Source organism: Plantibacter sp. VKM Ac-2885 (genome assembly GCF_015351205.1).
Lineage (GTDB): Bacteria > Actinomycetota > Actinomycetes > Actinomycetales > Microbacteriaceae > Plantibacter > Plantibacter auratus.
In genome coordinates, this window is record NZ_JADKSK010000001.1 from 569,437 (window position 1) to 594,046 (window position 24,610).

Here is a 24,610-nt window from a genome sequence, read left to right on the forward strand (position 1 = left end):
CTCCGGGGGCGGTGAGCCGAGTCGGCCCCCCCCCCCCCCCGCAGACAGACGAACGCCGGTGACCCGAGCGGGGCACCGGCGTTCGTGTGATCGGGAGGTCAGTTCTTGAACGCGTCCTTCACGTTCTCACCGGCCTGCTTCACGTCGGACTTGGCCTGGTCGGCCTTGCCCTCCGCGACGAGCTTGTCGTTGTCGGTCGCCTTGCCGACGGCCTCTTTGGCCTTGCCCGCGAGGTCTTCGGCGGCGTTCTTGATCTTGTCTGCTGCGCTCATATGGTGCTCCTCACATGTTCTTCGGGCTGTCGATCCGCACTGATCGAATCCGACAGGGCGACCTGGTGGACGCCCTTCACTTCTACACCCGGGAGCTCCACGTCCGGGCGGGGCTCCAGCAGACTCCCAGAGAACTCCCCGGACCGCTGCACCAGCACACCCGTCGTCGGTTCGTCCCCGACAGCCAGGACCCTGGCCATCAGACCACGCCGCTCGTGCCGAGCAGGGTGCCGATGGCGAAGGTGACGGCGAGGGCGAGCGCTCCACCGACCACGACCCTGACGGTCGGGCGGAGCGCGGGGTTGCCGCCGATCCTCGCGCTCGTGAAGCCGGTGAGCGCCAGCGCGATGAGCACGACGACGAAGGTGATCGGGACGCGCACCTCGGGTGGCGGCAGCAGGATCGCGAGCAGGGGGAGCAGCGCCCCGATCGTGAAGGCGAGCGCCGACGCGCCGGCGGCCGCCCACGGGCTGACGACCGCGTCCTCGGTGATGCCGAGTTCGGCCTCGAGGTGTGCCGTGAGCGGGTCGTGCGCGGTCAGCTCCTCGGCGACCCGCCTCGCGGTCGTCGGCTGGAGCCCCTTCGCCTCGTAGATCCCGGCGAGTTCCGCGAGCTCCGCCTCGGGGTCGTCGGAGAGCTCCCGCCGCTCCTTCGCGATGAGGGCCCGCTGGCTGTCCCGCTGGCTGCTCACCGACACGTACTCGCCGAGGGCCATGGAGATCGCGCCACCGACGAGCCCCGCGACACCCGCTGCGAGGAGCGGGGCGCTGTCGGTCGTGGCACCGGCGACTCCGACGACGAGGGACGCGACGGAGACGATGCCGTCGTTCGCGCCGAGCACACCCGCACGGAGCCAGTTCAAGCGGCCCGCGAGGTCACCGCGGTGCGGTTCGTCCGGGTGGCCGCCGGTCGGTGGTGAGGAGCTCATGGATGCATCCAAGCACTGCGCAGGCCGCCTGCGCACGGTTCCCGGCCGATCCCCCACCCGATCGCCTAGAATGGAGGCTGGTGAGCCGGGAAGTCTGGTCGGCGGGTGGTCAAGCAGGGCCGCTCTGTTCCCCGCCCGAACCCTCCCCGAAGGACGCGCATGCCCGACGCTCACCGCTCCCACGACCTGCCGGCCGACCAGGCCCCGCACTCGATCTGGCGAGGCATCCACCAGACGCTCCAACAGGACACCGTCGGTGGTGCCCTCCTCGTCGTCGCCACCGCGCTCGCGCTCGTGCTCGCCAACACCGGTGCCTCCGAGTTCTACCTGAGCGTCCGCGACTTCACCTTCGGTCCGGAGGCGCTCCATCTGAACCTCTCGGTCGGTGCCTGGGCGGCCGACGGGCTCCTCGCGATCTTCTTCTTCGTCGTCGGTCTGGAGCTCAAGGAGGAGTTCGTCGCCGGAAAGCTCCGGAACCCCAAGACCGCGGCGCTCCCCATCGCCGCTGCGGTCGGCGGCGTGGCCGTGCCCGCCGTCATCTACGTCCTCGTGAACCTGAGCGCAGGGCCCGACGCACTGCAGGGCTGGGCGATCCCCGCCGCCACGGACATCGCGTTCGCCGTCGCGGTGATCGCGGTGGTCGGCACGTTCCTGCCGCCGGCACTGCGCACCTTCCTGCTCACACTCGCCGTGGTGGACGACCTCATCGCCATCAGCATCATCGCGATCTTCTACACCGACCACATCGAGTTCCTGCCGCTGGCGCTCGCCGCGGTGCCGCTCGCCATCTTCGCCGTGCTCGTCCAGCGTGGCGTCCGGGCCTGGTGGGTGCTCATCCCGCTCGGTCTGTGCACCTGGGCGCTCATCCACGCGTCCGGGATCCACGCGACCGTCGCCGGCGTGCTGCTCGGCTTCATGGTGCCCGTCTTCTCCACCAAGCGTGCCCGCGTCCAGGTGGGGACCACCGCCGAGGGACGCCCGGTCTACGACGGCCTCGCTGCGCACTTCGCCGATCGCTGGAGCGTCGTCTCCACGGCGGTCGCCGTCCCGATCTTCGCCTTCTTCTCCGCGGGCGTGGTCATCGGCGGGATCTCCGGGCTCGTCGAGTCCTTCCAGGACACCATCGCGCTCGGCATCATCGCCGGGCTCGTCCTCGGCAAGCCGATCGGCATCCTCGTGACGACGTTCCTCGTCACCCGCCTGCCCGGCCTCGGCCTCGACCCGTCGATCCGTTGGGTCGACCTCGTCGGGATGGCGTTCGTCGCGGGCATCGGGTTCACGGTGTCGCTGCTCGTCGGTGAGTTGTCCTTCGGCGTCGGCAGTGCGTCCGACGACCACGTCAAGGTCGGTGTGCTCGCCGGCTCGCTCATCGCCGCCGCCATCGGTGCCGCGATCCTCGCCGCCCGCAACCGCGTCTACCGGCGTGCGGTCACGGCTGGAAGTAGTACGCCGAGTGCAGGCGGCAGCCCGGATTGAACCGGGCGTCGCAGTTCGGGCAGGCGTCGACCTCCAGGTAGCGGTCGATCGTCAGTTCCGTCGAGCACACGCCGCACAGGATCGCCTCGCGGCCGCGCTGCTCGCGAGGCCACTGCTCGGCCGGGTGGTCGGCGCACTCCGCGTGGCACAGGTGGCACGGGTAGTACTCGCCGCAGCAGGCGAAGCGGATCGCGATGACGTCGAGCGCGGTCGCGTAGTGGACGCAGCGCGTCTCGTCGTCGACCGTCTTGCCGAGGACGCGCACGGTGTCGCCGCCGCTCACCGGACGCCCCGGGCGGTGAGGGCCTCACCGAGCTCGTCGGCGTGCTTCAGCGACACCACGAGGAACGGCACGACGAAGGTCACCAGGTTCGACCCGGCCCCACGCGCCCGCTGCGCCTCCCGGACGCTCGTGGCCAGGCGGGCGAGGACCGGCACCGTGTTGATGGCGACGGCGAGCATCAGTGCGATGCGGGAGGGATCGACACCGAAGCGACCCAGGGGCCGGAGGACGCGCTCGAAGGCGTCGAGCAGGTCGGCGACGCGCGTGCTCAGCACGAGGAGCGCCGCGAGCAGGATGGCGGCGACGATCCGGGACGTGTTCGACACCGCGGACTCGACGTCGAGGAACAGCAGTTGGCCGGCCACCGTGATCGTGATGATCCAGCGGATGAGCAGGAGCTGCCGTCCGAGCTCGCCGAGGCCGAGGCCCGAGGCGAGGTAGGCGAGGACGGTCACGGTGGTGGCGATGCCCGCGGTCCACCAACTCGTCGGCAGGAGCGAGATCGCGAGCACCACGATGAGGATGCCGAGCGCCTTCGGGCCGGCCGGTGCCCGGTGGAGCCAGCCGGAGCCAGGACGGTACAGGGTGATCATGTCGTTACGCCCGCAGACTCGCGCGGTAGGCCGCGATCACGTCGTCGGGTGCGCCCTGGGCGACGACCCGCCCACCGTCGAAGAGCAGCGCGGTGTCGCAGCGGGCGGCGAGCTCCAGGTCGTGGGTCACGAGGAGGAGCTGATGGCCCGCCTCGGGGTGCAGGAGGTGGTCGGCGACGGCGGCGCTGTTGCGGGCGTCGAGGTAAGCGGTGGGTTCGTCGGCGATGAGCAGCGCCGGCCGACGGATCACGGCCCCGCAGAGCGCCAACAGCTGCTTCTGGCCACCGGAGAGTTCGTAGGCGGACCGGTCGGCGAGCGCCGTCAGACCGAACTCGTCGAGCGCGTCGGCGACCTGCGCGGCGATGTCGGCCTTCGATGCCTTCGTGCCGCGGAGGGAGAACGCGACGTCCTCCGCCACCGTCGGCATGACGATCTGTGCGTCCGGGTTGCTGAACACGATGCTGACGAGTCGTCGAAGCGTCGCCGTGTCCTTCGCGGCGTCGACGCCGTGGACCTGGACACTGCCGGCGGTCGCTCGCGTGAGGCCCCCGACGAGCCGGGCGAAGGTGGACTTGCCTGAGCCGTTCGCCCCGATGACCGCGATGCGCGCGTCGTCGAGGTGGAGCGTCACGTCGTCGAGAGCGACGGTGTCGCCGAGACGTGCGGTGACGCCGTCGAGACGGATGGCGGATGACTGGTTGATGTCCCCGATCATCGCACGACCTCGAACACCGCGGCGACGCCGAGACCGCCACCGACCGAGGCCGCCGCCACCCCGATCGTGCCCGCCGGAGCCCCGCCGCGGACGAGCCGCGAGAACAGGCGGACCACGGCCACCGCACCGCTTGCGCCCCACGGGTGACCGAGCGCGAGGGCGCCACCGTCGGCGCAGAGACGCTCGTCGTCCTCGGCGACACCGAGCCGGTCGAGCACGGCGAGCGTCTGGGCCGCGAACGCCTCCACGATCTCGAACGCGGCGACCTGCGCGAGGTCCACGCCGGCCCGGTCGAGGGCGTCGAGGATCGCCGGCGCGGCCCCGATCCCCGGGAGTGCCGGGTCGCAGCCGACGACGGCGTGCGCCCGGACGGCGAGACCGGGCGTCGTGCTCCCGTGGGCGGGCCCGCCGAGCACGACGAGCACGGCGGCGGCACCGTCGCTCACCCGGCAGGTGTTGCCTGCGGTGAGGGAGCCGTCGGTGAAGAGCGGCGTGAACCGGGGGAGCAGACGCTCGATCCCGCTGCGCGGCGCCTCGTCCTGCTCCGCCGCCCCGACCAGCGGCACGAGCTCGTCGGTGAACCGCCCGGCGGCCACGGCGCTCGCCGCACGGTGCGTACTCCGCGCCGCGTAGGCGTCCTGGCGTTCGCGGGAGATCCCGTCGTGCTCGGCGAGGTCCTCCGCGGCGCGGGTCATGTCGGGGTCGTGCCACCCCGCCGGCGCGAACGGTGCGCGTGCGTAGGCGACGCCGTCGACGGAACGGGTCGGCGCGGTCGAAGCGCTCTCGACCCCGCCGGCGATCCGTGGCCGATGGTCGCCGGCGCTGATCGCCGTGGACGCCTCGATGATCGCCGCGAGGCCGCTGCCGCACTGCCGATCGACGGTGAGCCCGGGCACGGTGAAGCCGAGTCCGGCCCCGAGTGCCGCGACACGGGCAGGGTTGCCGCCAGGCCCCATGCAGTTGCCGAGGACGACGTCCGCGACCACCGGCGGCAGACCCAGCACGTGCGTCGCGTCATCGTGCACGGCGCGGACGACGGGGACCGCCAGTTGCTCGACCGTGAGCGCGGCGAGGGCGCGCCCGCGCGTCGCGATCGGTGTCCGGCGGGCCGCGACGATGCGCGGGAGGGCGTGCGACTCAGTCAAGGGACGCCACCGTCCCTGCCGCGAGACGGTCGGCGAGCTCCGCGCGGGCGGCCTTGCCGGTGACGGTCCGGGGCAGCTCGTCGACGACGAACCAGCGTCGGGGCCGATGGGTCGGCGGCAACAGCGGAGCGAGGGCGTCGCGGAGCATCGCGCGGGTCGGACGCGAGCCCGGGTGCAGTTCCAACACGGCCGTCACGAGCGATCCGACCCCGGCGTTCGGCAGACCGAGCACGACGGCGTCGTCCACCTCGTGGAGTCGGCGCAGGGCCTCCTCGACGTCGGCGGGGATGACGGTCGCCGCGGCCGTGAGGATCGCGTCGTCGGATCGGCCGAGGAGCGTGACGATCCCGTCGTCGATCCGTGCGCGGTCGCCGACGGTGGACCAGTCGCCGTCGCGTCGGAGCGGTCCCGAGCCCCCGAGGTACCCGGTCGCGATGAACGGCGATCGGACCCAGAGGACGTCGTCGTCCCGGACCTCGAGCTCGACGCCGGGGAAGGCGCGGAGGCCCGGTCGATTCGGATCGGCGCCATCGTCGACCGCCACGAAGGAGAGCTCGGCGGCACCGTAGTAGGACACGACACGGATGCCGAGGCCCTCCGCCCTGGCGCGGAGTCCGGGGTCGAGTGCGGCGCCTCCGATCAACGCCACCCGCAGGCGGGGTGGCACCTCGCCGTCGAGCAGCGCCCGGAGGCCGTTCGGGGTCCCGTGGAACCGGGTCGCGTCACGGGTGTCGTCGTGGGTGAGCGCGTGGGTGGTCGGGAGGGCGAGCGAGCAACCGACGGCGGCCGCATGGGCGACCGAGAACAGCGACAGCGACGACGCGGGCGGCGACGACAGCGCCAGGACGTCGTCCGGCCCGAGGTCCAGCAGCGTGCGCACGGCCGGGAAGGAGTCCGCCCACGACTCGGCGGTCCGGAGCACGATGCGCGGCTCGCCCGTGGTGCCGGAGGTCAGCGTCGCCCAGCCCTGGGCCGGCTGTGGACCGGCCGCGGTGGTGCGGTCGCGGACGGAACGCCAGTACGACTCGCTCCACCGGTCGTCGCCGATCAGTGGCACGCCGCCGGCCGCCCGCACCTCGAGCGCCCGACGGACGAGGTCGGTCGGCGCCCCGCCGCGCAGCGGGACGAGGTGCCCTGGATGCACGGTCATCCGATCCGGGCGGGCTCGCCGGGACGCGTGGAGCCGGCGCCGGCCGCGTTGCGGAACGCGCGCGGGTAGGCGCGGGCGAGCGTCATCGTGATGACCGTCGCGAGCACGACCTTCACGAGGTCGCCGGGCACGAAGACGAGGCTCTGCAGGGCGGTCTCGCCGAGCGGCAGGCGCGTGACGAGCGACTGCACCGGGATGCCGAACGCGTAGATGACGCCGATGCCGCCGATGAAGACGCCGAGCGCGGTGCGCCACCAGCGCAGCCGACGCCCGCCGGCGTGCACGATGAGCCCGATCACGAAGACGCCGACGATCCAGCCGAGGAGGTACCCGGCACTCGGTCCGACGAAGACGCCGATCCCGCCGCGACCGCCGGACAGGAGGGGCAGGCCGATGGCGACGAGGGCCAGCAGCACCAGCATGGAGAGCATGCCGCGCCACGGGCCGAGGACCGCGCCGGCGAGCATGACGCCGAGGGTCTGCGCCGTGATGGGCACCGCACCGAGCACCGAGAACGCGCCGGGCAGGCCGAGGGCGGCCACGATGGCGGCGAACACGGCGATGCGTGCGATGTCGGTCGCGTCGATCCGGAGTCTGCTCATGCTGGGTCCTTCGTCGGGATGGTCGGTTCGCCTGGGGGCGGATGGATCACACCTGAACGGTGTTCACCTGAACAGCGTTCACTATAGTGGTGCTCATGTCCGGTTCCGAAACAGTGCGCCGCCATCGGCGCGACGATGTGGCTCTGGTGGCCCTCCGCATCCTCGACGATCACGGCCTGGCCGACCTCACGATGCGCCGCCTCGCCGCGTCGCTCGACGTCCAGCCGAGCGCGCTGTACTGGCACTTCGAGAACAAGCAGACCCTGATCGCCGAGCTCGCCGACCGGATCGTCGACGCCCACCCGGCACCGGGCGACGCCGTGTCCGAGGCCGGCTCCGACTGGCGCGAGCGGACGCGCGTGGAGGCGGAGGCGCTGCGTGACGCCCTCCTCGCCTATCGCGACGGGGCCGAGGTGGTGTCGAGCACCTACGCGCTCGGGCTCGGTTCCGGACGTGCGCTCACGCGGTTGACGGACGCGGTGTCGGTGGCCGGCTTCGACGATGCGACGAGTCGTCGTGCGGGCACGGTGCTGCTCCACTTCATCCTCGGGCACGTGTCGCACGAGCAGCAACGGATGCAGTACGACAGCGTCGGCGTGCTGGCCGACGGTGCGACGGATCCGCTCGGCCAGGAGGATCAGGCACAGGCGTTCGCCTTCGGGGTCGGTCTCCTCGTCGACGGCCTGGCGGCGCTCTCGGTCCGCTGACGGCTCGTCGTCCGCCGATAGCACAGCGTCGATGGAACCGCCCACCGTCCGGATCGGTGGCGGCCCACGGTAGCGTTGGTGCAGGCAGGACGTGAGGGAGGCCGGTGATGGCGAAGGGTGATGACGACGACGTCGACATCGTCATCGACGCCTGGGCGAACGCACTGCCCGACGTGGACTTCGCACCGCTCGACGTGGTGTCCCGTCTCCGTCGGCTCGTGCCGCCCCTCCAGGAGGTCCGACGACTGTCGTTCGCCGCGAGCAACCTGCGGCCGTGGGAGTTCGAGTTCCTCTCCATCCTCCGCCAGCACGGAGCGGACGGGCTGACGCCGTCCATGCTCGCCACCCGACTGGGTATCACGAGCGGCAACCTCGCGAGTCAGCTCGATCGCCTGGCCGCTCGCTCGCTCGTCGCCCGGCAGAAGAACGAGGCCGACGGCCGGAGCAAGATCGTCGTCCTGACGACGCTCGGTCAGCAGCGGGTCGACGAGGCGATGCGTCGACTGGTGGACGACGAGAACGCGATGCTCGCCGACCTCAGCCATGAGCAGGTGGCCGTGCTCATCGAGAGCCTCCGGGTCATCGGCGCGGCGCTCGAGCGTCGGTAGGGGTCTGGGTCGAGGTTCCGGACCCGACTCAGAACCGCAGGTCGGACGGGTCGCTCAGCTCGATCCAGGTGTCGGTGTCGGGACGCACTGTCGCGGGAGCCGGCTCGAGGACGTCGGCGGAGGCGAGGGCCCCGAAGTCGAGACCGGTGAGGCTCGCGAGGTCGAGTATCGGCAGCTGGAAGGTCCGGAACGGGCCGAGTGGGGGCACGGCGGTGGCGTTTTGCGTGTCCTCGATCGCGCTGGACCGGCCGAGGTCGATGTCGTCGAGCTGCGCCGATTGGTCGAGGAGGTAGCCGCTCGCCGCGAGCGCTCCGCCGTTCGACCACGCCGCCACCTTCCAGAACCGGCGCGGGATCTGTACGCCGCGGTACAGCGGGTCCGTGTCGGCGAACACCGGCCCGGTGAAGACCGACAGCCGCCGGCGTCCGGCCGAGGCGTACTCGAGGACGAGGTCCTCCAGGCCGTTCCAGAGCTCGAGTGACTGGTTGAAGTCCGCAGCCTGCGGGGCGGCGTTCGTGTAGCAGAAGGTGTCGACGTTGGCCTGCCGGGCGATCTCGACGGGCCCCCAGACCGGGTCCCTCCGGCGTACGAGGTGGCCGCGGTCGAGGTCGTTGCGGGCGTAGAGCTCCGGGCCGGCCTGCTCCTCGACCGGGACGCGGTCGTCGAGGTGCCAGTCGTCGCCGCGCCCGAGGTCGAGGAGGGCGGCGCCGTCGATGTCGACGGCGGTCGCGGCTGCCAAGCGGCGGTCGGGGTCGAGGAGCACGGTGAAGTGCGTGTAGTCGAGACGGCGGAGGCGCGCATTGGCCGTCGGGTCGGCTGGAGCGGGGATGGCGAGTGGTTCGGCGAGGTCGAGGAAGCCTGAATCGAAGCCAGTCATGAACATGAGTCGATCATGGTTTCGGGTCGAAAGAAAGTGCGGAGCGATGAGGCTTTCGTCATCGCCATGGAAAACTACTATCCTCATACTTCTGTTTCAGTATGAAGTTTGATATATTACAACCATGACCACGATCTACCAGAACCCGCACCGCACCAGCGACGCCCGCATCCTCGCGGCGCTCGTGTCGGCGACCTTCCTCGTCGACGCCCTGATCGTGTTCGGCATCGGATTCCTCCCTGGCGTCTCGGGGATGGATGGCGGAGCCACCGTGGCGACGGCGACGATCCTGACCGCGGTCCTCTTCGCGGTGCAGTTCGTGGTCGTCGTCGTTCTCGCGCGCCTCGCACGAGCATCCATCGCCTGACCCTCAACCTGACCTCGACCCGGTGGCCATCGTCCCGTGGTCTGCGGCGGCCCGAAACCGCCAGATCGGAGCACCATCATGCGTGACCGCAATCACGACCGGACCCCGAAACCGATCCTCGAAGGGCCAGCAGACCCGGCACGACGTGGCTCGGGCAGGAGCGCCTGGGCGATCGCCGCGGCGACCGCCCTCTCACTGTTCGTCCTCGCCGCCCCGCAGTCCGCTGCCGCGGTGTCCGTCATCGACCCCATCAGCGACGGGCGCCCCGGCGAAGGCCTCGTCATGTCCTTCAGTACCGGCGAGACGGGCACGCTCGTCATCACCGCCCCGGAGCACGCGACGATCGGCATCGTGACGACCGGCGGCTGCGACACCCGGTACGCCACCCGAGTCCGCTGCGGTACGGACTCGAAGGTCTGGACGTCTGAATTGATGGCCACGATCCGCATCGACCCGGATGCCCCGGCCGGGACGTCGACCGGTGGTTCGGTCGCGTTCGAGGTGGGCGGAACCGTCGTCGCCTCGACCCCCTTCGCCGTCGAGGTGCTCCCGCCGCACATCGGCCACGCAGCGGCGGGGCAGACGACCGCCATGGAGGTGCCGGTCAACGGCGGTACGTCAGGGGTCATGCGGTTCACGGCACCCGATCGGACGACCATCGTGGGAACCGGTGCGCCGGACTGCGTCATCGGCCCCGACGGTTCGACCGCCGACTGTGGCACGGAGAGGAGCGTCTGGGACGGCGTGCAGACCGTCGACCTGGCGGTGGACGCCGATGCCCCCTACGGCACCCTCCGCGGAGGCACCATGGGCTTCGTCCAGAACGGTCGGATCGCGTCCACCACGCCGTTCGAGCTCGAGCTCACGCCCGGCGCCGCGACCATCACTGCGCCGGCCGACGGCGTTCTCGCGCCCGATGCGACGCTGAGCGGGACCGCGCCCGTCGGCACGGAGGTCGGGATCGAGGTCGACGGTGTTCCGATCGGGACCGCTGAGGCGACGATCGAGGAGACCTGGGTCTTCCGGCCCACCGAGTCGCTCGCCGAGGGAACACACACGGTGACGGTCCGAGCCCGTGCCGGTGGACTCGCCGGTGCTGCGACGGACCTCGTCGTCACCGTCGTCGCCCCATCGGAGCCGGTCGCGCCCGAGATCCCCGAGAACCCCCGGGTACCCGAGGGTCCTGCGCTTCCGGGCGGGCAGCAGGTGGAGCCCGCGACCTCGACTGCGACCGCCATCAGTGCAGGGTCGTCACATCGAGCGAGTGAAGACACGCTGGTGCGGACCGGCGCCGACGCGGCCCCGTTCGCGCTCGCGATCGCCCTGCTGCTGGGAGGTGCGTTCGTGGGTGTCGTCGGCCTCGCCCGCTCCCGCATGAACGGTCTCGGCTGATCTGAGCCGGTCCCGGCCCCGCGCGATTCAGAAGCGGATCTGTGTCTTCGGTCCGCCGCCGGCCGCGCGGGGGAGTCCCTCGGCGAGCACCCGTGGCACGTCGTCGAGGGTGATCACGGAGCCGATCAATCGGCGGACCGTGTCGCCCATGGTCGCGAACCGCCGCGCAGCCTCGTCGATGTCGGCTGAGCCGCCGAGGACCGCGTGGACGGTGGCGTCGAGGGCGATGAGTCTGCCGGACGGGAGGCCGACGTCGCCGCCGGGCACGCCGAGGAGTGCGATGCGGACGCCGGCGGTTGCGTTGTCGAGCAGGCGACGGGTGACCTCGGCCGAACCCGTCGCCTCGATGATCACGTCGAACCGCTCGTCGCCGAGGTCGGCCGGGTCGCGGGTCTCGAGGCCGAACCCGGCCACGAAGTTCCGGTCGGAGTCGCGCCGTGCGGCGACGGCCACGCCGGCTCCGGCGTCGGCGGCGAAGAGCGCGGCGAACATGCCGAGGGTTCCGGCGCCCCAGACGAGCACGCGGTCGCCGGGGCCCACCGCCGTGAGCCGGACGCCACGGAGTGAGCAGGAGGCGGGCTCGACCATCGCGCCGAGGTCCGCGTCGACCCCGGCCGGGAGGCGATGGACCGCGCGTTCGGGGACGACGAGGAGTTCCGCGAGGGCGCCGTCCAGTTGCCCGAGGACGCCGAGTTCGAGATGGTCGGGACAGAGGTGGTGTCGGCCCGAGGTGCAGAGCGTGCAGACGCCGCAACCGATGAAGGTATCACCGGTGACGAGGTCTCCCGCTGCAGTCGAGGTGACACCCTCGCCCACCGAGACCACCCGACCGGCCCACTCGTGGCCGGGTTGGAGCGGCAGGGTCGTGCGGCCGTCGGCGAGGTACGGCATGGTCCCTCGGAAGAGCGCGACATCGGTGCCGCAGAGTCCTGCGCGCTCGATGTGGATGAGGACCTCACCCGGTCCGGCCTGTGGATCCGGTCGATCGAGGACGGTGGCCTCGTCCGGTGCGGTGATGCGTACGGCTCTCATGCGGTCTCCTCGTCGTGACGGCGCTGGTCAGAGCGTAGTGGGGGTATGCCGCCGTCGATCTGCATGCGGAAGGACGAGGTGTCCTCGTCGGCACTTCGACAGGCTCAGTGACCGGGAGAGGTTCACCGGAGATGTTCCGGTCCCTGAGCTTGTCGAAGGGCAGTTCGGTTGGGGCGCCTCGGTGGCCGGGAGAGGTTCACCGGGGATGTTCCGGTCCCTGAGCTTGTCGAAGGGCAGTTCGGTTGGGGTGCCTCGGTGGCCGGGAGAGGTTCACCGGGGATGTTCCGGTCCCTGAGCTTGTCGAAGGCTAGCTCGGTTGGGGTGCCTCGGTGGCCGGGAGAGGTTCACCGGAGATGTTCCGGTCCCTGAGCACGCTCCGGTCCCGGAGCGTCAGCTCACCAGGACGACTTGCCCCCGCCTGCGGCGACCGCGCTCGGCCGCTGCACCTCGGTGAGACGGGAGGTGCGGAGCGGCGTCGTCTCCCACCAGGCGTCGAAGGTGCCGGCCGCCGGGTCGATCTCGACGTGCATGCGGTGGGGTGTCTCGATGAAGATCGCGTCGACGCGGAGGACCCGCGCTCCGTCCTCGCCGCCGGTGCCCCAGGCGGCACTCGCCGTGATCGGTCCATGCGTCCGCCACGCGCCGACACCGGGGACGAGCTCCACCCGGTCGTCGCCCTCGTGCACGACCAGCACGATGTCGTCACCCTCGCCCGCCGCCACCTCGAGCGCCGTCAGCTGCGCCAGGCCGGTATCGGCGGCCGCCGCGAACGTCCGTCCGGCGAGCTCGCGCAGCGACGCTGCCGCGCCGGACTCGTCCGACGCGTCGAGCGGCGGCAGGGCGAGCCCTGCCAGGCGTTCGAGCAACGCCTGATCGGCGGTTGCGCTCGCACCATGCACCGCGTCGGAGGCCTCGCCGGTCCCGAAGGCCGGTAGCAGGTGCTCCCACGCTGCGTTCAGCACGGCCTGCATGTCGAGGCTCTGCCCGGTGATCGCCAGGACGACGTCGTGCTCCGGCAGGACGACGCAGTACTGACCGTAAGCGCCGTCGCCGCGGAACCCGTGACGGGCCATCCAGAACTGGAACCCGTACCCCTGCGCCCAGTCCGACTCAGGGTCGTCGCCGTTCGCGATGTGGGATCGTGTCGCCTCGGCGACCCAGGCGGCCGGCAGCAACTGTCGACCAGCCCACTCGCCGCCCTGCAGATAGAGCTGACCGAGTGCGGCGATCGCTTCCGTCGTCGCGTGCAGGCCGCTGTACCCGAGCTCGAAGCCCTCGTCGTCCTGCTGCCAGTCGAACTCGCCGATACCCAGTGGCTCGAGCAACCGCGGTCGCAGGTAGTCGGTGAGCGTCCCGCCAGTGACGCGCTGGACGATCGCCGCGGCAGTGTAGGTGCAGGGCTGGTTGTACGCGAAGACAGTTCCCGGGTCCTCGTCGGGCGGGAGGAGCAGGAAGCCGCGGACGAGGTTCGTCGGGTCGATCGCAGCGGCCCGCATGATCGTCTCCTCGCGGTGGCCGCTCGCCATCGCGAGCACGTGTCGCACGCGCATGGCGCGGCTGCGGGGGTCGGTGATCTCGGCGTCGAGCTCCGGGAAGTGGCTGATGATCGTGTCGTCGAGTCCGAGCAGACCCTCCTCGACGGCGAGGCCGACGGCGGTCGAGGTGAAGCTCTTGCTCAGCGAGTACAGCAGGTGCACCCGCTCGGCCGAGTACGGCGCCCACCAGCCCTCGGCGACGACGTTCCCGCCGCGCAGGAGCATCAGGCTGTGCGGTTCGACGTTCGGCGTGTGCTCGAGGGCGGTGATGAACGCCTCGATCCCGGCGGCGTCGACGTGCTGGGCGGACGGAGTGCTTCGCTGCAGGCTCATCCCTCCATGCTGCCACCTGCCGGCGGCCGGATCGACCCGACCCTCAGTCCTGGTCGGCGTCGAGCTGGTCGCGGAGCCCCTGGTTGATGTCCTCGAGATCGAGCACGCGAGCGATGCCGGCGAGGTTGACGCCGTCGTCGCGGAGGTCGGTGACGCGCTTGAGTCGCTCGATGTCGTCCTCGCTGTAGCGACGGGTGCCGCCTTCGGTCCGGGACGGGGTGAGGAGGCCTTTGCTCTCGAAGAGCCGCAGGGACGCCTCCGGGACGCCGGCGAGCTGGGCTGCGACGGCGATGCCGTACACGGGTGTCGCGCCGTCACGATCGGCCATGCTTGAGATTTCCTTTGAACGGGTTGCACTGGATCAGGTTTCGGATGTATAAAAAATCTACACCACGAAGTACAGATCCGAACCCCCGGATCTGAGACTTCCGGGCACTGACAATCGATGAGCCCGATCCGTCATCGGGCGACAGGGAAGGAGAACACCCATGGCAATGACCCTCGATCCCATCAGCCAGCTCGACCGCTTCGCGGCCTCCGTACTGGACTCCGTGCGCGCACCCCGGCCCATGCCGGTGGACCTCTTCCGTGACGGCGACCGGTACATGATGGTCGCCGACCTCCCCGGCATCGACCCCGGATCCATCGACGTCGACGTCGACGGAGGTCAGCTGACCATCCGTGCCCAGCGCACGGCCGACAGCCGCGAGGGTGTCCGCTGGCTCGCACGCGAGCGCGGTGGCGGCCACTTCCTACGGCAGTTCACCCTCGGCGAGGGAGTCGACCTCGACGGCATCACCGCGTCCTACGACAGCGGTGTGCTCTCCGTGATCATCCCGGTGAGCGAGCGTGCGAAGCCGCGGAAGATCGCCGTCGACTCCACGACCGACCACCCGCAGTCGATCAACGCCTGAGCTGCGATCCACACTCGTCCGAATCGAACGAACCGAACGAACCGAACGCCCCGCCCACGATCCGTGGGTGGGGCGTTCGCGCGTGTGCGACCGGCGGTCGGCATACTGGGGGCATGTCCCGCGTTCAACGGATCCTCGTAGCGTCAGCCCTGCTCGTGATCGCCGCACTCGGCCTGTTGGTCGCGGCGACGCAGACCACGATGATCTGGTACCAGGCGCCGGGTGCCGACGGCATCGCGACGGAACAGGTCGCGGTGTTCGAGCCGGCGGTGGTCGGCACCGTGATCGCCGCCGTGGCGGTGCTCGCGCTGCTCGTCCACCTGATCCTCGTGATCCGACGCGCGGTGCCTCGGATGCAGTGGGTCGTCGCCATCGCGCTGACCGCCGTGACCGTGATCGCCGCGGTCCTCGTGTCCATCGCGGATCGGCCGGTGTTCTAAAGCACGTCGAGCTCAGCCGAGCAGCTCGGCCAACAAGGCCCGAGTCGTCTCCTCGCTCGCCCCGGGGGCCTGCAGGCGCACCCAGTCGTCGCCACGTCGAGCATGCGCCGAGTACTCGCTCCCGGCCGCATCCACGGCGCCGACCGGACTGTCCTCGCGAAGCACCCACGCGCCTCCGGGGAGCACCGTGAACCGGACGAGCTCGCGGGAGTCGGCGGACAGCAGTCGGCAGTCGAGCCCGCCGACCCGCTGGAGCGAGTCCTGCACGAGGTGGTAGCTCGGTGTCGCGGTGCTCACGTAGCTCGCGCCGGTGGCGGCTGCGCCGAGGTGTGCCGCCGCGGTGTCCACCGGCAGCGCCGTGGCGCAGGAGCGCGAGGTGGCTGCCGACGACGACGGGGGCGCGGCGGGCGCCGGTACCGGGGCTGCCGCAAGCGCTGCCCGAGCCAATTCCTCCGTGCGCCTCCCGCTCGGGTCGTCGACCCCTGCCGCATCGACCTCGATGAACCGCTCGCCGTCGAGGGCGTGGACGGAGCAGGCGCCGTCCGAGCACATCGTCCCGTTGATCTCGCCGACGCTGTCGCTCCAGTCGGTGTGCTCGTACCAGTGGTTGAAGGTGGCCCAGTGGTCGACGCCGTCTCCGACGAGTCGGACGGTCAGTGAGGTGCCGGCCGCCTCATCGGCCCAGGCGCAGACGGTCCCGCCGTCCTGCAGGACCGGGGCGTCGTCGATGGAGAGCGGTTGCGGCGTGGCTGCGGCGCCCAGGAAGGATGCGACCTCCGTGTCGGGGACGAGTGCGTCGCAGCCGAGCCCCGGGAAGGCGGACGTCGGCAGGGGTGGGAGCGCCGTCGATGAATTCGGTGCGGATCCGGCCGGAGTCTCGGTGGGCACCCCCGACAGTGGCGCGCTACACGCGGTGAGGACGCACAGCAGCGCGGCGATCGTGAGGACGCGTGCGCCACGTGCGATCGCGGGCACCGTTCGACTCAGCCCACTGCTCATCGTCGCCGGAACAGCCCTCGCTTGCGGCGATGGAACGGCGGGACACCACTCAGGAGATGCTTCGCGCCCGGCGCCACGTACATGACGTCGATCGGCACGCTCGCCGAGTACGTCGCGAGGGCCCGTGCGAGCGGACCGCTGATCGTCTCGCGTGCGGTCGGTGCGCCGACGATGACGAGGAGGTAGCACTCGTCGAACGTGCCGCCCTCCTGCGGGGTGACCTTCCAGCCCAGCACCGCCTCGTCGACCTCGCTGTAGTCGGCGAGGACCGCGGTCAGGGTCTCGGTCATCCCCGGTGGGATGCGAGCCGGCTGTCCCACCATGACCTCGGTCTCGCGCTCGACCACGCGTGGCGTGAGTACCGCCTCGCCGTCGAGCAGCTGGGCGATCTCGCCCGGGAGGAACTCCTTGCCGTGCGTGGAATGCGGGTTCAGGACCAGCCTCGCACCTCGGGTCATCTGCCACAGGACGCGGCAGGGGAGGGCGAGGAGGTGCTGTTCGAACGACGGGACGACCTGGAGTGTCTCCTGGAAGCGCGCCTTCGAGGTGTAGAACGGCTGCACCGAGCTGCCATCCGAGTCGAGGAGGTCCGCCAGGGTCGCCATGCCGTCATCGGTCACGGTCCCCGCCACGATCACGGTGCTCTCGAGGAGCGCCGTCAAGAACGCGGGTGCGTTCGAGCGGTCGTTCGCGGCTGCGGCGAGGAGGGCTTCGATCTCGGGAGCGTCTGGTGCGTCGTCGGCGGCAGGCATGCCAGCAGCGTATCCCGGCCATGTGGGAGGGTGCGCGCGCTCAGCAGCAGTCGCAGGTGTCCGTGTTCTCCGAGGTGAGCGATGAGACCGGCCGCTTGCACGCGTCTCCACGCCAGGCTTCGACACCCTCGCGTACCGCGAAGCCGGCGATGACGAGGGCGGCGACGCCGTCCGCCCAGGCCCAACCGAGGGTGCTGTTGAGGACGAGCCCGATGAGGACCGCGGCCGACAGGTAGGAGCAGATGAGCGTCTGCTTCGAGTCCGCGACGGCGGAGGCGGATCCGAGTTCCTTGCCGGTCCGGCGTTCGAACAGCGAGAACGCCGGCATGAGCACGACGCTGACCGCCGCGAGGACGATGCCGACGGTCGAGTGCTGGACCTCGGCGAACCCGAGCAGCGAGCGGGCGGCGTCGACGCTCACGAACGCGGCGAGGCCGAAGAACGACAGGGCGATCACCCGGAGGGCGACCCGTTCCCGGCGATGGGGATCGGGGCTCGAGAACTGCCAGGCGACCGCGGCGGCGGACAGGACCTCGACGATCGAGTCGAGACCGAAGCCGACGAGGGCCGCTGATGAGGCGACGGTCCCGGCCGACAGGGCGATGACGGCCTCGACGACGTTGTAGGCGATGGTCGCCGCGACGATCCAGCGGATCCGGCGCTGCAGCGTCGCGCGTCTGGCGGGGCTCAGCTGGGCGCGGAGACGGGGACGCGGCAGGCCGACGGTGCTCATGCGCAGGTGCAGCTCTCACCCGAGCAGCAGGCGGGATCGACGACCAGGACGAGCCGGAGGAGGTCGTCGAGCGCCGGTGCCAGGTGGCTGTCCGCCAGGCGGTACCAGGTGTTGCGTCCTTCCTTGACGCCTTCGACCAGGCCGCAGCCGCGGAGACAGGCGAGCTGGTTCGACATGACCTGTCGGGAGACACCGAGAGCGTCCGCGAGGTCTGAGGGGAAGGCCGGTGCCTCGCGCAGGGTCAGGAGGATCCGGGCCCGGGTCTCGTCCGACAGGGCGTGCCCCAGCCTCGCGAGTGCAGCGGTGTGCGTCAGGGTCGCGGTCGGTGTCATGGTGTCGGTCACGCGAAAAACAGTACACGAAACGCTGTATCAAGCAACCCTCGCGGTCGCCCGAACAGCCGCGTTAGGCGAGGCGAAACGCTGGCAATCGGGCGTCTCGGCTTGCCGCCGCCGCACCGCGCTGGCAACGTTGACGGGTCCTCGCGGCACGGCGCCCGAACGCATCTCCGCGTCCAGGACGCATCACAGGAAGACCTCGCGACATGACGTTCTGGCCGCTGCTCCTCATCGCGCTCGGCGTCTCCGCCGACGCCTTCGCCGTCGCCCTCACCAAGGGCCTGCACATGCGGCGGTTCAACGTGCGTCACGCGCTCGTGATCGCCGCGACCTTCGGACTGTTCCAAGCGGTCATGCCGCTCATCGGCTGGTTCCTCGGCACGCAGTTCGCGCGGTACATCACCGAGGTCGACCACTGGGTCGCTTTCGGCCTGCTCGCCCTCGTCGGCGGCAAGATGCTCTGGGAGGCGTTCTCGAGCCATGAGGACACCGAGGTCGACTCCGACCGCATCGACGTCCGGCGACTCCTCATCCTCGCGCTCGCCACGAGCATCGACGCGCTCGCCATCGGCATCACACTCGCGTTCCTGCCCGGTTCGATCCTCGAAGCCATCGTCCTCATCGGACTGACGACGTTCGTGCTCGCCTTCCTGGGCGTCTTCATCGGCCGTCGCGTCGGTCAGCGGTTCGGCAAGCCGGCGGAGATCGCCGGTGGAGTCATCCTGATCCTCATCGGCACCAAGATCCTGATCGACCACCTCGCGGGTTAGTCAGAGGTCACCGCTTCCGGGTGAAGATCGCGCCGGTCGACACGTCCTCGCCGAGCGCCTCGAGGCTCCGCCCCCGCGTCTCGGGCACCTGGGTGGCGACGAACAGGAGCGCGAGCGCGCCGACACCCGCGAACAGGAAGAAGGTCCCGGTGATGCCGAGGCCGTCGACCAGGGACGGGAAGTACAGCGCCAGGAACCCGTTGGCGACCCAGAGCATGAAGATCGAGACACCCATGCCGAGGCCGCGCATCTGGAGTGGGAAGACCTCGGCGAGGTAGACCCAGACCGCCACGTTGAGGAACGTCTGCATGGAGCCGACGAACACCACCACGAGGAAGAGGATGACCCAGGGACGCATCGGGTCGCCCGGCTCGAGCACCATCGACGAGAAGCCGATGAGGAGATGGCACGCGGTCGTGAGCGAGAAGCCGATGACGAACGTCCTCCGTCGGTCGAGTCGGTCCATGTAGGTGAGGGCGATGAAGCCGCCGACGACGGCGATGATGCCGGGCGCGATGTTGGCGATGAGCGCGGCGCTCTCGTCGAAGCCCGACTCCACGAGCACGGTCTGCCCGTAGTACATGATCGAGTTGATCCCCGTGAGCTGCTGGGCGATCCCGACGCCGACCCCGACGAGCAGGATGCGCACGAGCCACGGGTTGCGGAGGACGGCCCCGAGCCCGATCCGGTGTTCGTCGCGCTGCGCGGTGATGGACGCCTCCACCTCCGCGAGTTCGGCGACGGCGCGGTCGTCTGCGCGGACGGTCCGCAGGACGTCCAGCGCGTCCTCCCGGCGACCGTGGTCGACCAGCCAGCGCGGCGACTCGGGCATCCGCAGCATGCCGACGAACAACGCGACCGCCGGGAGGGCGCAGACGGCGAACATGATGCGCCACACGCTCGTGTGCTCGCTGAACACGGTGCCGATGACCGCGTTGATCACGAACGCCGACAACTGTCCGAGGACGATCGCGACCTCGTTCCGGCCGGTGATCGACCCTCGGATCTCGTACGGGGCCAGCTCCGCCAGGTAGACCGGGACGACGGCCGAGGCACCGCCGACGGCCAGTCCGAGGAGCACGCGACCGACGACGAGCAGCTCGACGTTCGGCGAGCAGACGACCACGAGCGTCCCGACGAAGAAGAGCACCGCCAGCACGATGATGCTCCGCCGCCGGCCCCATGCGTCCGACACCCGACCGCCGAGCAGCGCTCCGACGGCGGCCGCGAAGACGAGCGAGCTCGTGACGACACCCTCGGTGAACGGGGTGAGCCCGAGCTCCGCGGTCATCGGACGCAGCGCCCCGTTGATCACGCCGGTGTCGTAGCCGAAGAGCAATCCGCCGAAACAGGCGACGATCGAGATCAGGCCGAGGTGGCGGCGGTGCGGCCCGGACGTGAGGGCCGGCAACGTGCTCGCCGTCTGTCGGGCTGTGGGGGATCCGGCCATCGTGTTTCCTCGTCTGCTGGGCCCGCGCGCCGAACGGCGTCGTGGACAGGACGACAGTACCGGTTCAGTCGTCGGCGCCCGGCCGCAGCAGGCCGCTCTCGTACGCGAGGATGACGAGCTGGGCGCGGTCGTGGGCGGCGACCTTCGTCATGATGCGGTTCACGTGGGTCTTCGAGGTGTGCGGTGAGATGACGAGGTCGTCGGCGATCTGCTGGTTGGAGCGTCCGCGGGCCACGAGGAGCAGCACCTCGAGTTCCCGCTCGGTGAGCAGCGCCAGCTCAGCGGGGACCGGGCGTGGACTCGTCGGTTCGTCCGCAGCGACGACGTACTTGGTGATGAGACTCCGGGTCGCCGCGGGCGACAGGAGTGCGTCGCCGGCGTGCACCGCGCGCACGGCACGGACGATCTCCTCCGGCTCCGACCCCTTGCCGATGAAGCCGCTCGCGCCGGCTCGCAGGGTGGCGATGAGGTTCTCGTCCTCCTCGAACGTGGTGAGGATGAGGACCCGGGTGTCCGCGAGGTCGGGGTCCGCGCAGATCGCGGTGGTCGCGCCGATGCCATCGAGGACGGGCATGCGGATGTCCATGAGCACGACGTCCGGTCGCAACTCGCGGGCGAGTGCCACCGCCTGTGCGCCGTCCACGGCCTCACCGACGACCTCGAGGTCGGCCTCGGACGAGAGGATGTCGGCGACGGCCTGGCGGATGAGTGACTGGTCGTCGACGACGAGCACGGTGGTCATGCGGGGGACTCCTCGGGGTGCGTCGGGTGTGCGTGTGTCGGCTCGCCGGTCGGGAGGCTCGCGGACAGCCGCCAGCCGCCCGGGGTCGGGCCGACGTCGACGGCCCCGCGGACGGCCGCGACGCGCTCACGGATGCCGAGGAGTCCGTGCCCGGTGGTCGGCGCCGCGTCGGCCGGCTCACGCGGGACGCCTGGTGCCGTCGGATTGCTCACGCTGACGACGATCCTCCCGTCGCCGCCTTCCACGAGCACGTGCGCCCGACGCTCCGGACCGTGCTTCAGCGCGTTCGTCAGCCCCTCCTGGACGACGCGGTAGGCGACCGTGTCCGTGGCGGTCGACAGCTCCGGTGCGTCGGGGTCGATCCGTGTCGTGATGTCGAGGCCTGCGGCGGTGAACTCGGCGATCAATGCGTCGAGTCGGTCGAGTCCCGGCTGCGGCAGCGTTCCCCGGGAGCCTGCGCCAGCGCCGTCGCTGTCGCTGCGCAGGACCTCGAGCAGATCGCCGATCTCGCCGAGCACCGTCCGGGACGCCCGGCGGATCGAGACGAGCGCCTCCTTCGCCTTCTCCGGCCGCGACTCCAGGGAGCTCGACGCCACCCCGGCGTTCAGGCTGATCACCGAGATCTGATGGGCGACGGTGTCGTGGAGGTCGCGCGCGATCCGGAGCCGCTCCTCGGTCACCCGACGCCTCGCCTCGGCCTCGCGGGTCTGTTCGGCCCGCTCCGCGCGCTCGGTGATCGCCAGGATGTACGCGCGGCGTGATCGTGTCCCGTCACCGGCTGCGGCGGCGAACGCGATCATCACCGCGAACTGGACCGTCCGCGGATCGAAGCTGCCGATCGACGCGAGCAGGCTGAGGAGGGCGACCGCGACCATCGTCGCGACGGCCGTGATGAGGGTCGTCCGCCGCGCGGAGCGCACGGCCACCCCGAACATCGCGATGGCGGCCGCGATCACGACACCGGGAGCGAGGGTCCCCGTGATCGCCGCCGCACCGTAACAGGCGATGACGGCAGCGAGCACCGGGATGGGCCAGCGCCGACGGAGCGGGAGGAGGAGCGCGGGCGCGACGACCAGGGCGACGACGAGCGGGCTGCCCGGCCGGAACTCCGCGTTGGGGAACGGGATGAACGCCGAGGCGATGATGAGGACCGCGGCGACCACATCGCCCACCCACGCCGGGGGTCTCGGATGCGGATCGCGCACCCGGTGATCCTGCGTCGCGGAGGTCATGGGCCCAGTCTGCCGGGAACCGGCGCCCGGCGACTCCTCCGCACGTGGCATTCCGCGGTACCACGGACGCGGTACACGGGTGTCCGCCGGAGGGGGACGCGTCGGACGGGCGTCGCGGCGAGTCTGGAGTGGTGCCGGAGCACCCGGCCCCAGACGAGGAGACACCATGCAGAGCACCACAGCGCCGCCGATCATCTCGGTCCGGGACGTCCGGCGTTCCTACGGTCGCGGTCAGAACCGGTTCGAGGCGCTGAAGGGGGTGAGCTTCGACATCCAGGCCGGCGAGAGCGTCGCGATCGTCGGGAAGAGCGGCTCCGGCAAGTCGACGCTCATGCACGTGCTCGCGCTCCTCGACGCACCGAGTTCCGGCACCGTCGAGCTCGAGGGCGTCGACACGAGCACCCTCCGCGGTCGCCGCCTCAACACGACCAGGAACAAGACCTTCGGGTTCGTGTTCCAGCAGTTCTTCCTCACCGCCAACGCGACGGTGCTCGAGAACGTCCTGCTCCCCATGAAGATCGCCGGCGTCCGCCGTGGTGACCGACGTCGCCGGGCGCTCGCCGCACTCGCGCAGCTCCAGCTCGAGGACAAGGCGCGGAACCGCGCGGTGAACCTCTCCGGCGGGCAGAAGCAGCGGACGGTGATCGCCCGCGCGCTCGTCAACAACCCGCGGATCATCTTCGCCGACGAACCGACCGGCAACCTCGACACGGCGACCGGCGCCGTCGTGGAGGACATCCTGTTCTCCCTCAACCGGGAGAGCGGCATCACCCTCATCGTCGTCACACACGACGAGGAGCTGGCGGCACGCTGCGATCGGCGGATCCTCATCCGCGACGGACTGCTCGTCGAGGACGAGGCGGTGGCCGCATGAGAACCGTCGACCTCATCGGGACCGCCGTCGCGAACACGTTCCGGTCCAAGACCCGGACCATCCTGACCATCCTGGCGATCTTCGTCGGAGCGTTCACCCTCACCCTCACCAACGGGCTCGGCACCGGCATCAACGCCTACATCGACGACACGGTCTCGAGCGTCGGCGCGTCCGACACGATGACCGTCACCAAGACGGCCGACACCGGCGGCGGGTTGGGTGCGGCGACGAGCGGACCGAAGGAGTACGACCCGGACGCGGTCGCCTCCACCGGTGCCGGCGCGCCGGGATCGACCGTCGTCGCACTGACACCGACCGATCTCGACGAGCTCGGCGGGATCGACGGGGTCCTCGACGTGCAGGCCGTGAAGTCGATCTCGACCGACTACATCGAGGCGGGCGGCGGCACGAAGTACGTCGTCGGTGTCGGTGGACTCATCTCCGGGCAGAGCGTCACGCTGCTGGACGGTGCACAGCCCGACGACGACACCGACACACTCCAGCTCGTGCTCCCCACGTCCTATGTGGAGCCGCTCGGCTTCGGAAGCGACGCCGACGCGGTCGGGCAGACGGTCACGGTCGCGATCACGGATGCGCAGCGCACGCAGCACACCGTGGACGCGACCGTCGTCGGAGTCGCCGAGGAGAGCCTCGCCTCGCCCACCGGTGCCTCGATCGTGCCGAACGCCGCGCTCACCGACCTCCTCTACGAGACCCAGAACATCGGCGTCCCGTCCGACCAGGTCGAGCGGTACGCGCAGGCGTCCATCCGGTTCGGCGCGGACGCCACCGACGAGCAGGTCACGGCGTTGAAAGACCGACTGGCCGACGCGGGCTACACCGGCACGACCGTCGCGGACCAGCTCGGCACCATCAAGACGGTGATCGACGGGATCGTCCTCGTCCTCAACGCCTTCGCGATCATCGCCCTCCTCGCGGCCAGCTTCGGAATCGTGAACACCCTCCTCATGTCCGTGCAGGAGCGCACCCGCGAGATCGGGTTGATGAAGGCCATGGGGATGGGGAGCGGGAAGGTCTTCGGGTTGTTCAGCCTCGAGGCCGCGTTCATCGGCTTCCTCGGCAGTGCGATCGGCGTCGGCATCGCGGTGCTCGCCGGTACCGGCATCAGTGCCGCGCTGTCCGGATCGCTCCTCGCCGACCTGCCGGGCCTCGACCTCATCGCGTTCGACCCGGTGTCACTCGGGATCATCGTCCTGGTCGTCATGGTGATCGCATTCCTCGCCGGAACGCTGCCCGCCGCCCGTGCCGCCAAGGCCGATCCGGTGGAGTCGCTCCGCTACGAGTGATGCGCATCGGTCGGGAATGCGGGTGGCGGCTGTGGGGCGCGGCG

29 protein-coding genes are annotated in these 24,610 nt (G+C 70.7%); 10 read left to right on the forward strand and 19 right to left on the reverse strand.

Features of this window, described 5'->3' with window-relative positions; all coding sequences use genetic code 11:
* Positions 1-98: 98 nt before the first annotated feature.
* Together ITJ66_RS02720 and ITJ66_RS02725 are read right to left on the reverse strand one after the other, a co-directional pair.
* Positions 99-272 carry a CsbD family protein gene (locus ITJ66_RS02720; protein WP_086472763.1) on the reverse strand — a complete coding sequence of 58 codons (174 nt, stop codon included), beginning with the start codon at positions 270-272 and terminating at the stop codon, positions 99-101.
* 199 nt (positions 273-471) lie between these two features.
* On the reverse strand, positions 472-1,200 hold the full coding sequence (locus ITJ66_RS02725) for a VIT family protein (protein WP_137242670.1): 729 nt from the start codon (positions 1,198-1,200) through the stop codon (positions 472-474).
* A 159-nt stretch (positions 1,201-1,359) separates the two neighbouring features.
* Here ITJ66_RS02725 and nhaA point away from each other — a divergent pair, with 159 nt between their 5' ends.
* On the forward strand, positions 1,360-2,676 hold the full coding sequence (gene nhaA / locus ITJ66_RS02730; protein ID WP_194643258.1) for a Na+/H+ antiporter NhaA: 1,317 nt from the start codon (positions 1,360-1,362) through the stop codon (positions 2,674-2,676).
* On the opposite strand, the gene ITJ66_RS02735 is transcribed toward nhaA, so the two are convergent.
* From ITJ66_RS02735 to ITJ66_RS02760, 6 genes are read right to left on the reverse strand one after another with little or no spacing between them, the layout of a single operon-like run.
* Positions 2,630-2,959 carry a CHY zinc finger protein gene (locus ITJ66_RS02735; protein WP_194643260.1) on the reverse strand — a complete coding sequence of 110 codons (330 nt, stop codon included), beginning with the start codon at positions 2,957-2,959 and terminating at the stop codon, positions 2,630-2,632. The two genes, nhaA and ITJ66_RS02735, sit on opposite strands and share 47 nt — an antisense overlap.
* Positions 2,956-3,552: an energy-coupling factor transporter transmembrane protein EcfT gene (locus tag ITJ66_RS02740; RefSeq protein ID WP_194643262.1), complete on the reverse strand. Its 597-nt coding sequence runs from the start codon at positions 3,550-3,552 to the stop codon at positions 2,956-2,958. Before ITJ66_RS02740 ends, ITJ66_RS02735 begins: the two co-directional genes overlap by 4 nt.
* Positions 3,553-3,556: 4 nt before the next feature.
* Positions 3,557-4,267 (reverse strand): energy-coupling factor ABC transporter ATP-binding protein, encoded by a 711-nt coding sequence (locus tag ITJ66_RS02745; RefSeq protein WP_194643265.1) that lies wholly within the window; start codon positions 4,265-4,267, stop codon positions 3,557-3,559.
* On the reverse strand, positions 4,264-5,412 hold the full coding sequence (locus ITJ66_RS02750) for a thiolase family protein (protein ID WP_194643267.1): 1,149 nt from the start codon (positions 5,410-5,412) through the stop codon (positions 4,264-4,266). The genes ITJ66_RS02745 and ITJ66_RS02750 overlap by 4 nt, the downstream gene beginning before the upstream one ends.
* Positions 5,405-6,562 (reverse strand): class I adenylate-forming enzyme family protein, encoded by a 1,158-nt coding sequence (locus ITJ66_RS02755; protein WP_194643269.1) that lies wholly within the window; start codon positions 6,560-6,562, stop codon positions 5,405-5,407. Before ITJ66_RS02755 ends, ITJ66_RS02750 begins: the two co-directional genes overlap by 8 nt.
* The gene (locus ITJ66_RS02760) at positions 6,559-7,164 is read right to left on the reverse strand and encodes a biotin transporter BioY (RefSeq protein WP_137242662.1); all 606 of its coding nucleotides are present in this window, start codon (positions 7,162-7,164) and stop codon (positions 6,559-6,561) included. Before ITJ66_RS02760 ends, ITJ66_RS02755 begins: the two co-directional genes overlap by 4 nt.
* A gap of 95 nt (positions 7,165-7,259) precedes the next feature.
* Here ITJ66_RS02760 and ITJ66_RS02765 point away from each other — a divergent pair, with 95 nt between their 5' ends.
* Together ITJ66_RS02765 and ITJ66_RS02770 are read left to right on the forward strand one after the other, a co-directional pair.
* Positions 7,260-7,871, forward strand: a complete 612-nt coding sequence (locus tag ITJ66_RS02765; RefSeq protein WP_194643271.1) for a TetR/AcrR family transcriptional regulator C-terminal domain-containing protein — start codon at positions 7,260-7,262, stop codon at positions 7,869-7,871.
* 107 nt (positions 7,872-7,978) lie between these two features.
* Complete coding sequence (locus ITJ66_RS02770; protein WP_194643273.1) at positions 7,979-8,479, forward strand: MarR family winged helix-turn-helix transcriptional regulator; 501 nt, start codon at positions 7,979-7,981, stop codon at positions 8,477-8,479.
* Between the two features lie 28 nt (positions 8,480-8,507).
* Here the strand turns inward: ITJ66_RS02770 and ITJ66_RS02775 are convergent, their stop codons facing one another.
* On the reverse strand, positions 8,508-9,356 hold the full coding sequence (locus ITJ66_RS02775; protein ID WP_194643275.1) for a DNA/RNA non-specific endonuclease: 849 nt from the start codon (positions 9,354-9,356) through the stop codon (positions 8,508-8,510).
* A 124-nt stretch (positions 9,357-9,480) separates the two neighbouring features.
* Here ITJ66_RS02775 and ITJ66_RS02780 point away from each other — a divergent pair, with 124 nt between their 5' ends.
* The gene (locus ITJ66_RS02780; protein WP_194643277.1) at positions 9,481-9,723 is read left to right on the forward strand and encodes a hypothetical protein; all 243 of its coding nucleotides are present in this window, start codon (positions 9,481-9,483) and stop codon (positions 9,721-9,723) included.
* Positions 9,724-9,801: 78 nt separating this feature from the next.
* Positions 9,802-11,115 (forward strand): hypothetical protein, encoded by a 1,314-nt coding sequence (locus ITJ66_RS02785; protein WP_194643279.1) that lies wholly within the window; start codon positions 9,802-9,804, stop codon positions 11,113-11,115.
* Between the two features lie 27 nt (positions 11,116-11,142).
* Here ITJ66_RS02785 and ITJ66_RS02790 read toward each other — a convergent pair whose 3' ends face one another.
* From ITJ66_RS02790 to ITJ66_RS02800, 3 genes are all read right to left on the reverse strand, one after another.
* Positions 11,143-12,147, reverse strand: coding sequence for a zinc-binding dehydrogenase (locus tag ITJ66_RS02790; RefSeq protein ID WP_192019905.1), 1,005 nt, complete (start codon positions 12,145-12,147; stop codon positions 11,143-11,145).
* 395 nt (positions 12,148-12,542) lie between these two features.
* The gene (locus ITJ66_RS02795; RefSeq protein WP_194643281.1) at positions 12,543-14,015 is read right to left on the reverse strand and encodes a serine hydrolase; all 1,473 of its coding nucleotides are present in this window, start codon (positions 14,013-14,015) and stop codon (positions 12,543-12,545) included.
* A gap of 43 nt (positions 14,016-14,058) precedes the next feature.
* Positions 14,059-14,343, reverse strand: a complete 285-nt coding sequence (locus ITJ66_RS02800; protein WP_079704638.1) for a MerR family transcriptional regulator — start codon at positions 14,341-14,343, stop codon at positions 14,059-14,061.
* Between the two features lie 160 nt (positions 14,344-14,503).
* Here ITJ66_RS02800 and ITJ66_RS02805 point away from each other — a divergent pair, with 160 nt between their 5' ends.
* Both ITJ66_RS02805 and ITJ66_RS02810 read left to right on the forward strand, forming a co-directional pair.
* Positions 14,504-14,929 (forward strand): Hsp20/alpha crystallin family protein, encoded by a 426-nt coding sequence (locus tag ITJ66_RS02805; RefSeq protein ID WP_192019908.1) that lies wholly within the window; start codon positions 14,504-14,506, stop codon positions 14,927-14,929.
* 113 nt (positions 14,930-15,042) lie between these two features.
* Positions 15,043-15,369 (forward strand): hypothetical protein, encoded by a 327-nt coding sequence (locus tag ITJ66_RS02810; RefSeq protein ID WP_194643283.1) that lies wholly within the window; start codon positions 15,043-15,045, stop codon positions 15,367-15,369.
* A gap of 12 nt (positions 15,370-15,381) precedes the next feature.
* Here ITJ66_RS02810 and ITJ66_RS02815 read toward each other — a convergent pair whose 3' ends face one another.
* Genes ITJ66_RS02815 through ITJ66_RS02830 form a run of 4 tightly spaced genes read right to left on the reverse strand, consistent with a single transcriptional unit; the run spans position 15,382 to position 18,185 of the window.
* Positions 15,382-16,344 (reverse strand): hypothetical protein, encoded by a 963-nt coding sequence (locus ITJ66_RS02815; protein WP_194643285.1) that lies wholly within the window; start codon positions 16,342-16,344, stop codon positions 15,382-15,384.
* 20 nt (positions 16,345-16,364) lie between these two features.
* Positions 16,365-17,120, reverse strand: coding sequence for an enhanced serine sensitivity protein SseB C-terminal domain-containing protein (locus tag ITJ66_RS02820; protein ID WP_194643287.1), 756 nt, complete (start codon positions 17,118-17,120; stop codon positions 16,365-16,367).
* A 40-nt stretch (positions 17,121-17,160) separates the two neighbouring features.
* Positions 17,161-17,853, reverse strand: coding sequence for a cation diffusion facilitator family transporter (locus ITJ66_RS02825; protein ID WP_194643289.1), 693 nt, complete (start codon positions 17,851-17,853; stop codon positions 17,161-17,163).
* Complete coding sequence (locus ITJ66_RS02830; RefSeq protein WP_085511700.1) at positions 17,850-18,185, reverse strand: helix-turn-helix transcriptional regulator; 336 nt, start codon at positions 18,183-18,185, stop codon at positions 17,850-17,852. The genes ITJ66_RS02825 and ITJ66_RS02830 overlap by 4 nt, the downstream gene beginning before the upstream one ends.
* 212 nt (positions 18,186-18,397) lie before the next feature.
* Between ITJ66_RS02830 and ITJ66_RS02835 the strand changes: the two genes are divergently transcribed.
* Positions 18,398-18,961: a manganese efflux pump MntP family protein gene (locus ITJ66_RS02835; protein WP_194643291.1), complete on the forward strand. Its 564-nt coding sequence runs from the start codon at positions 18,398-18,400 to the stop codon at positions 18,959-18,961.
* 7 nt (positions 18,962-18,968) lie between these two features.
* Here ITJ66_RS02835 and ITJ66_RS02840 read toward each other — a convergent pair whose 3' ends face one another.
* From ITJ66_RS02840 to ITJ66_RS02850, 3 genes are all read right to left on the reverse strand, one after another.
* Positions 18,969-20,411: a sugar porter family MFS transporter gene (locus tag ITJ66_RS02840; protein ID WP_194643293.1), complete on the reverse strand. Its 1,443-nt coding sequence runs from the start codon at positions 20,409-20,411 to the stop codon at positions 18,969-18,971.
* 64 nt (positions 20,412-20,475) lie between these two features.
* Positions 20,476-21,153 (reverse strand): response regulator transcription factor, encoded by a 678-nt coding sequence (locus ITJ66_RS02845; protein WP_138946014.1) that lies wholly within the window; start codon positions 21,151-21,153, stop codon positions 20,476-20,478.
* A complete protein-coding gene (locus ITJ66_RS02850; protein WP_194643295.1) occupies positions 21,150-22,385 on the reverse strand; it encodes a sensor histidine kinase in 1,236 nt (411 codons plus the stop codon). The genes ITJ66_RS02845 and ITJ66_RS02850 overlap by 4 nt, the downstream gene beginning before the upstream one ends.
* A 166-nt stretch (positions 22,386-22,551) precedes the next feature.
* On the opposite strand from ITJ66_RS02850, the gene ITJ66_RS02855 reads away from it, so the two are divergent.
* Together ITJ66_RS02855 and ITJ66_RS02860 are read left to right on the forward strand one after the other, a co-directional pair.
* Positions 22,552-23,259 carry an ABC transporter ATP-binding protein gene (locus tag ITJ66_RS02855; RefSeq protein ID WP_194643297.1) on the forward strand — a complete coding sequence of 236 codons (708 nt, stop codon included), beginning with the start codon at positions 22,552-22,554 and terminating at the stop codon, positions 23,257-23,259.
* Positions 23,256-24,566 (forward strand): ABC transporter permease, encoded by a 1,311-nt coding sequence (locus ITJ66_RS02860; protein ID WP_194643299.1) that lies wholly within the window; start codon positions 23,256-23,258, stop codon positions 24,564-24,566. The genes ITJ66_RS02855 and ITJ66_RS02860 overlap by 4 nt, the downstream gene beginning before the upstream one ends.
* Positions 24,567-24,610: the final 44 nt, after the last annotated feature.